At 33.2% G+C, this 6,479-nt stretch carries 5 protein-coding genes; 1 reads left to right on the plus strand and 4 read right to left on the minus strand.

The window, feature by feature from the left end; genetic code table 11:
- Positions 1-138: 138 nt before the first annotated feature.
- Positions 139-1,020: a GTPase Era gene (gene era, locus Z054_RS0124905; protein ID WP_024772730.1), complete on the minus strand. Its 882-nt coding sequence runs from the start codon at positions 1,018-1,020 to the stop codon at positions 139-141.
- 169 nt (positions 1,021-1,189) lie between these two features.
- Here era and Z054_RS0124910 point away from each other — a divergent pair, with 169 nt between their 5' ends.
- Positions 1,190-3,268 carry an OmpA family protein gene (locus tag Z054_RS0124910; protein ID WP_241461451.1) on the plus strand — a complete coding sequence of 693 codons (2,079 nt, stop codon included), beginning with the start codon at positions 1,190-1,192 and terminating at the stop codon, positions 3,266-3,268.
- Between the two features lie 38 nt (positions 3,269-3,306).
- Here the strand turns inward: Z054_RS0124910 and Z054_RS0124915 are convergent, their stop codons facing one another.
- The 3 genes from Z054_RS0124915 to Z054_RS0124925 form a co-directional block, all read right to left on the minus strand.
- On the minus strand, positions 3,307-4,650 hold the full coding sequence (locus Z054_RS0124915) for an alanine/glycine:cation symporter family protein (protein ID WP_024772732.1): 1,344 nt from the start codon (positions 4,648-4,650) through the stop codon (positions 3,307-3,309).
- A 75-nt stretch (positions 4,651-4,725) separates the two neighbouring features.
- Positions 4,726-5,193 (minus strand): RNA methyltransferase, encoded by a 468-nt coding sequence (locus Z054_RS0124920; RefSeq protein ID WP_024772733.1) that lies wholly within the window; start codon positions 5,191-5,193, stop codon positions 4,726-4,728.
- Positions 5,194-5,265: 72 nt separating this feature from the next.
- Complete coding sequence (locus tag Z054_RS0124925) at positions 5,266-6,108, minus strand: N-acetylmuramidase domain-containing protein (RefSeq protein ID WP_024772734.1); 843 nt, start codon at positions 6,106-6,108, stop codon at positions 5,266-5,268.
- Positions 6,109-6,479 lie beyond the last annotated feature (371 nt).

Below are 6,479 nucleotides of genomic sequence, written 5' to 3' on the forward strand. Positions count from 1 at the left end.
AAATGTTAACAACATATATATCCTTAACGTTATGCTAAGGATAAATTATAAACATCGATCAATAAATAATCTTCTTACAGGTAATGAAGAAGGTATAAAAAATAGTAACTAAAGTAATATTAATTAGGGCAGTAGCAATCAATTATTATATCCAAATCGCCTTAACTGACGTTCATTACTACGCCAATTTTTATTGATTTTTACATAAAGTTCTATATGTATCTTTTTTCCGAAAAACTTTTCCAGTTCTTTACGTGCCTCAGTACCTACCCTTTTTAAAGCAGATCCTTTATGACCAATAATTATTCCTTTTTGAGAATCCCGCTCCACCATAATTACCGAACGAATTCTAATAATATCATCATCCTCTACAAATTCCTCTGTCTCTACCTCTACAGAATAAGGAATCTCTTTTTTATAGTGCACTAATATTTTTTCTCGAATGGCTTCATTTACAAAAAAGCGTTCTGGTTTATCTGTTAACTGATCTTTTGGATAAAAAGGTGGAGAATCTGGTAATAACTCTACTATTCTACCAAAAACTTCTTTTACATTAAAATTCTCTAAAGCAGATATAGGATATATTTCTGCATTGGGTACTTTTTGACTCCAAAATTGAACCTGTTCTTCTAATTTTTCCTGATTAGACTGGTCTATTTTGTTTATGAGTAGAAGAATAGGAATTTTTGCATTTGTTATTTTATTAAAAAAAGCTTCATCTTTTAGATCCTTTTCACCAATCTCTACCATATAGATCAATACATCTGCATCTTCAAAAGCAGATTTAACAAAATCCATCATTGATTCCTGAAGTTCATAAGCAGGTTTTATAATCCCAGGAGTATCTGATAAAATCACTTGAAAATCATCCCCGTTTACAATTCCTAAAATACGATGTCTTGTGGTTTGCGCTTTAGAAGTAATAATAGATAGCTTCTCACCAATAAAAGCATTCATCAATGTAGACTTACCTACATTAGGGTTACCTATAATATTTACAAAGCCAGCTTTATGAGCCATATGATTGATTTTAATACAAAGGTAGACGAATATTAAACAAGAAAACAACAGATCATAGAATTATTACATACATCCTTGTCTTATTAACATTTTCCTACAAAAAGTAGTTATTAAAATAAAGGTATTGAATTGACTTTTTAATTGAATTTTTCTTAAATTTAGTTCCAGTATGTTTTCAAATACCCCGTGGAAACAAGTTTTTAACATTAAATTCTGGGATCGTTTGAAAAATCACATGTTATTTTTTGCTTCAATCTTTATAAAAAGAAACTTTATTTCTTTCTGGGTACTTATTCTCTTATCATCGTCGCAGCTTTTTTCTCAAGATCAGGATAAACGTATAACTAAAGCAGATCAAAGTTTTACAGCATTTGCGTATATCGATGCCAGAGCAATATATACAGATGTGGCTCAACGTGGATATTCTTCTCAAAACCTATATTCTAAACTAGGAGATTCATTTTATTTCACAGGGGATCTTGAAGATTCTGTAGTATGGTATGAAAAATTAATCCAGAATTATCCAGAGGATTTAAATCCCGAATATTTATTTAGATATGCACAAAGCTTAAAAAGTGTTGAACGTTACAAGGAAGCCGATAATATTATGGATCAATTCTATGCTATTACAGGAAATGACAAACGTGCTAAATCTTTCATAGAAAAGAGGAACTATCTAGATTTCATCGAAATGCAATCGGGTAAATATGACATATTCCCCCTTAGTATTAATTCAAAAAATTCAGAATACGCTCCTAGTTTCAACAACAAAAATCAAATCGTATTTGCTTCGTCAAGAAGTAAAAACACTAATGATTCAAAACTTCATAAATGGAACAAAATGCCTTTTTTAGATATCTTCTCTTCAAACATTAAAGAAGATCAGATTACTCTGGAAGACCCTGTTAAGTTAAAAGGAAAAATAAACACAAAATTTCATGAGTCATCCACCAGTTTTAGTAAAGATGGAGAAACAGTATACTTTTCGAGAAATAACTATACCAACAACAAATTAGGGACAAGTAAAAAGGGGGTTGTTTTACTAAAATTGTACATGGCCACCCTCAAAGGTGGAATATGGACTGACATCGTAGAATTACCTTTTTCTAGTGACGAATATTCTGTATCCCATCCTTCATTAAGTGCTGATGGAACTAAACTCTATTTTGCCAGTGACATGCCAGGCACTATGGGACAGTCTGATCTGTTTGTGGTAGATGTATTAGAAAATGGAAAATATGGTGAACCAAAAAACTTAGGAAGTAAGATTAATACAGAGGGTAGAGAAACTTTTCCTTACATCAGCGACAGTGGAAGACTATACTTTTCTAGTGATGGTCATGTAGGCTTGGGAGGGTTAGATATTTTTATTTCTGTACCTAATGAATCTGGTTTTTCTAATGCTTTTAATATTGGCAAACCTGTAAATAGTTCTAAAGACGACTTTACCTTCGTATTAAATGAAGAAACCAAAATAGGATATTTTGCAAGTAACAGAAAAGGAGGTAAAGGCAATGATGATATCTACAGTTTTAAGCAAGTCGGGGAACTGATCACTTCTTGTATGCAATATGCAGAAGGCACGATCACAGATATTGCAACCGGGGAGCCACTTATAAGAGCAGATGTTATCGTATTCGATAAAAATGGAAACATAGCACATCAGGCTGTTTCTGATTTAAAAGGCAAATACAAAATCAAAGTTCCTTGCAATGAACCATATGTAATACGGGCAGAGCTGGAAAATTTTATCCCAAAAGAAGTTACATTAGAAACTACAGATGTTTTTGAATTTATTCATAATCTGCCAATTTCATTAACAAATATTGATGCAGAAAAATTATTATCCTCTACAGTAAAGATTACTGTTGGTGATGATCTTGGGGAAATTTTACAACTAGAACCTATTTATTTTAGTCTGGATGATTATGAGATTAGTCCAAATGCCGAAGTAGAACTCCAAAAAATAATTTCGGCGATGAATAAATATCCAGAATTAAAGATTGAAGTTCGCTCACATACCGATAGTAGATCCAGTCATTGGTACAACAAAAAGTTAAGTGTAAAAAGAATGAGAGCCACAATAAGATATATCGTGCGAAAAGGAAATATTGATTGGCGACGTATACCCGGAAAAGCCTATGGAGAGAGAAGGTTGATCAACAAATGTGCTGATGGAATAGATTGTACAGAGGAAGAGCATCAGGAAAACAGGAGAAGTGAGTTTATCATTATGAAAATAAAGTAAAGCAAAGACCTGGTCTAATGTAATACAAAAAAATGATATTAGATCTTATACTTTTCAAAATACATTTTAGCTCTGGCATTTACTCTAGGGGCTAATAATAATCCAGAAATCACTGTAGGGATTGCCATTATAGCAAAAGCACTGTCAATAAGATTAATTGCAAATTCTATTTTTACTACTGCAGCAACTATAATCGACATTATATATAAATAGTTATAATATTTACCATACTTCGGTTTGGTTAAAAACCCTAAACATGTAGTCCCATAATGCGAATATGAAAACAGTGTCGAAAGCCCAAATACCAAAACCATAACAACCACTACAATATCTCCTAATCCATATGGAAGAACAGAATTAAAAGCTTCTAAAGTAAGAGATATTCCATTACCATTAGAGCTTTGCCATACCCCAGTAGAAAGTATTGCCAAAGCGGTTAATGTACATACCAGTAATGTATCTATTGCGGGACCAATCATTGCCACTAGCCCTTCTCTAATAGGTTCATTAGTTTTTGCCGTACCATGCATCATTGGCGCAGTTCCTATACCTGCTTCGTTAGAAAAAGCGGCTCTTTTTACTCCTGTTTTAATCAAATACCCTAAAGCTCCTCCTGCCGCTGCTTTTCCAGAAAATGCATCCGAGAAAATTAACATAAACATATCTGGTATTTTTTCTATTTGTAAAACCAGAATAGTGATCACTGTGATAAAATATAAAACCACCATAAAAGGAACCAGTCTACTAGCTACAACACCAATTCTTTTTATTCCTCCCATAATAACCAGCGAAGCGAAACCTGCTAATACAATCCCGATATACCATTTATAGTCATCATTCCAATCTAAAACATCTACTAATGTTTGAGTGAGTTGGTTTGCCGTAAACGCAGGGAGTGTGCCTACCAATCCTGCCAAGGCAAAAAGTACAGCCAGAGGCTTCCATTGAGCACCCAGACCTTTGGTGATCACATACATCGGACCACTAAGCAAAGACCCTTCCTCATCTTCAGATCGATACATTACCGCTAATGAACAGGTATAAAACTTGGTTGCCATACCGATTAAAGCACTGATCCACATCCAGAAAACAGCTCCAGGTCCACCCATGACAATTGCCACCGCCACGCCGCTAATATTACCCATGCCCACCGTTGCAGCAATAGCAGAAGACAAGGCCTGAAAATGACTAAGCTGTCCAGGAGCATCCTCATTATCATATTTACCTCGCAATACATTGATCGCGTGTTTAAAATAGAAAAAAGGTGTAAACCTAGAATAAATAAGAAAAAATACTCCTCCTCCAATAAGCAATACCAATAAAGGCCAATCCCATACCCAGGAGCTAAAACCAGCAATAAAATCTTCTACTATTTTAAACATAAACAATACGGATAGTGGTTATAAATGTAGTGACAAAAATTATATATGAAACCTTCATTTTAAAAATTACAGGAACTATGTTCTTATAAACCTTGGCTTATCAACTCCACGATCATACATAATAATGCTTCCTGCTACAGCAACATTAATACTTAGTTCTGATTTAAATTTGATTAAAAACTGTGATTTCTCGATAGCATTTTTGGACAACCCATGGTCTTCGGCTCCTAGTAAATACACACAACGTTTCGGATGGTTAAAAGTTTCGAGAGATTGCGCATTATCTGTTAATTCTACTCCTATCAACATTGCTCCTTTAGGTAAGTGTCGATAAAAATCTTCAAAAGTATCATAATGAAAATACGGCATGGCTTTTACCGCATTATGAGTATCACTGGCTTGTTTTGCATATCGATTGCCTATCGTAAAAATAAAACTAGCTCCCATATTTTGTGCAGAACGCCATAATACACCTAGATTCTCTGGTGTTTTACCATTTTGAATACCGATCCCAAAAAATTCATTCTCGAAATTATCAATCATAGAGCAAAAATAGAAAAACTGAGATATAGTTGAAAAACCTAAAATAAATTTAATTCTAATATACAATCACAACTAACTATTGCTATATTTTATGTAAGCATTTTTTAGTCTAGTATCATATTTATTTTTCTTATACCCCGATCCATTATATCCTTCGGCAAATCTTGCCCAGTTCTTTTCTTTTATCCAATCCAATAGTTTTTTACCTTTAAAAGATGTAGTTTCTATAAATTTACCAAAAGCTTTAAGATGCTCTCTTTCATGATCATACATTTCTGAAACAAAATGATCTACAGAAGAAAAACCTAAGTTCGCATAATGAAACCCCATGATTTGGAAAGCTCCCCATGATGCCGAGCTATATGCTGCTTCATGAAAAGCTGGTTCATCAGACATTCCTGCAGCCTTTTCTAAACGATCATACTCACCAGCTCCCCCTTTATAGTATGTTTTGGTCCATTTTTCATATAATACGTTTTTAGTATATTCTGAAACATACTGAGATGGATTTACTCCCCGTTTATCCAGTTCTTTCCAAAAAATATGGCCTTCAAACAAAATTCTTGGCCTGCCAGATACCAAAAACCCTTTTCCATTACTTTCTATTTCATTAACCGCTTTTACCATTGCTAATTCTAATTCAAACTGATCTGCAAAATCCTTCACATCTTGTTCGGACAAGAGTTTATCATTAAATGCAATAAAGTCATTTTTGATTTCGATAAGTTTGGACCAGGTTTTAAGTCCTACTATACCATCTATTACAAGATTATGTCTAGTCTGAAAATCTCTGACGGCTGCATCCGTATCTTTTCCAAAAAAATTAGACACATATACTTGATATCCCAGTATGGTTAAAATTTCTTCCAAAAAATAAACATCCTGTCCGTTCGAACGGTAACGTATTGTTTTCATTTGTTTATATTTTATAGATTTTTGTATTGGGTCAACTTCTATTTTAAAACAGAAGGTTAAGTATCAAATAGTTTATAACTAAACGCAAAATTCTCTAAACATGTTTAGTAAAAACTAAATATCTGGTATATCAATTTTTGTTTTCTATACATATTATATAGATAAACATGCACATCTTTGTAAGATCATGAGAGATGATCTACATTTTAATAGATGCCTAAAATCTAAATTTCGTAAGGGTAATTCTTGTGAAGATACAAAAAATAGTATCCCAAAGGCGTAATCTTAAAATCAACTTCAATCTCACTACACCACATATTATCAGATACTTATAATTGATTTTCGCTCTAGTTTATAATTGCTATTATTCG

Source organism: Aquimarina macrocephali JAMB N27, assembly GCF_000520995.1.
Classification (GTDB): domain Bacteria; phylum Bacteroidota; class Bacteroidia; order Flavobacteriales; family Flavobacteriaceae; genus Aquimarina; species Aquimarina macrocephali.

Coding starts and splice junctions, on each gene's coding strand:
- Z054_RS0124910 (WP_241461451.1), top strand. CDS start 1,190: ATGTTTTCAAATACCCCGTGGAAACAAGTTTTTAACATTAAATTCTGG.
- Z054_RS0124925 (WP_024772734.1), bottom strand. CDS start 6,108: ATGAAAACAATACGTTACCGTTCGAACGGACAGGATGTTTATTTTTTG.
- era (WP_024772730.1), bottom strand. CDS start 1,020: ATGGCTCATAAAGCTGGCTTTGTAAATATTATAGGTAACCCTAATGTA.
- Z054_RS0124920 (WP_024772733.1), bottom strand. CDS start 5,193: ATGATTGATAATTTCGAGAATGAATTTTTTGGGATCGGTATTCAAAAT.
- Z054_RS0124915 (WP_024772732.1), bottom strand. CDS start 4,650: ATGTTTAAAATAGTAGAAGATTTTATTGCTGGTTTTAGCTCCTGGGTA.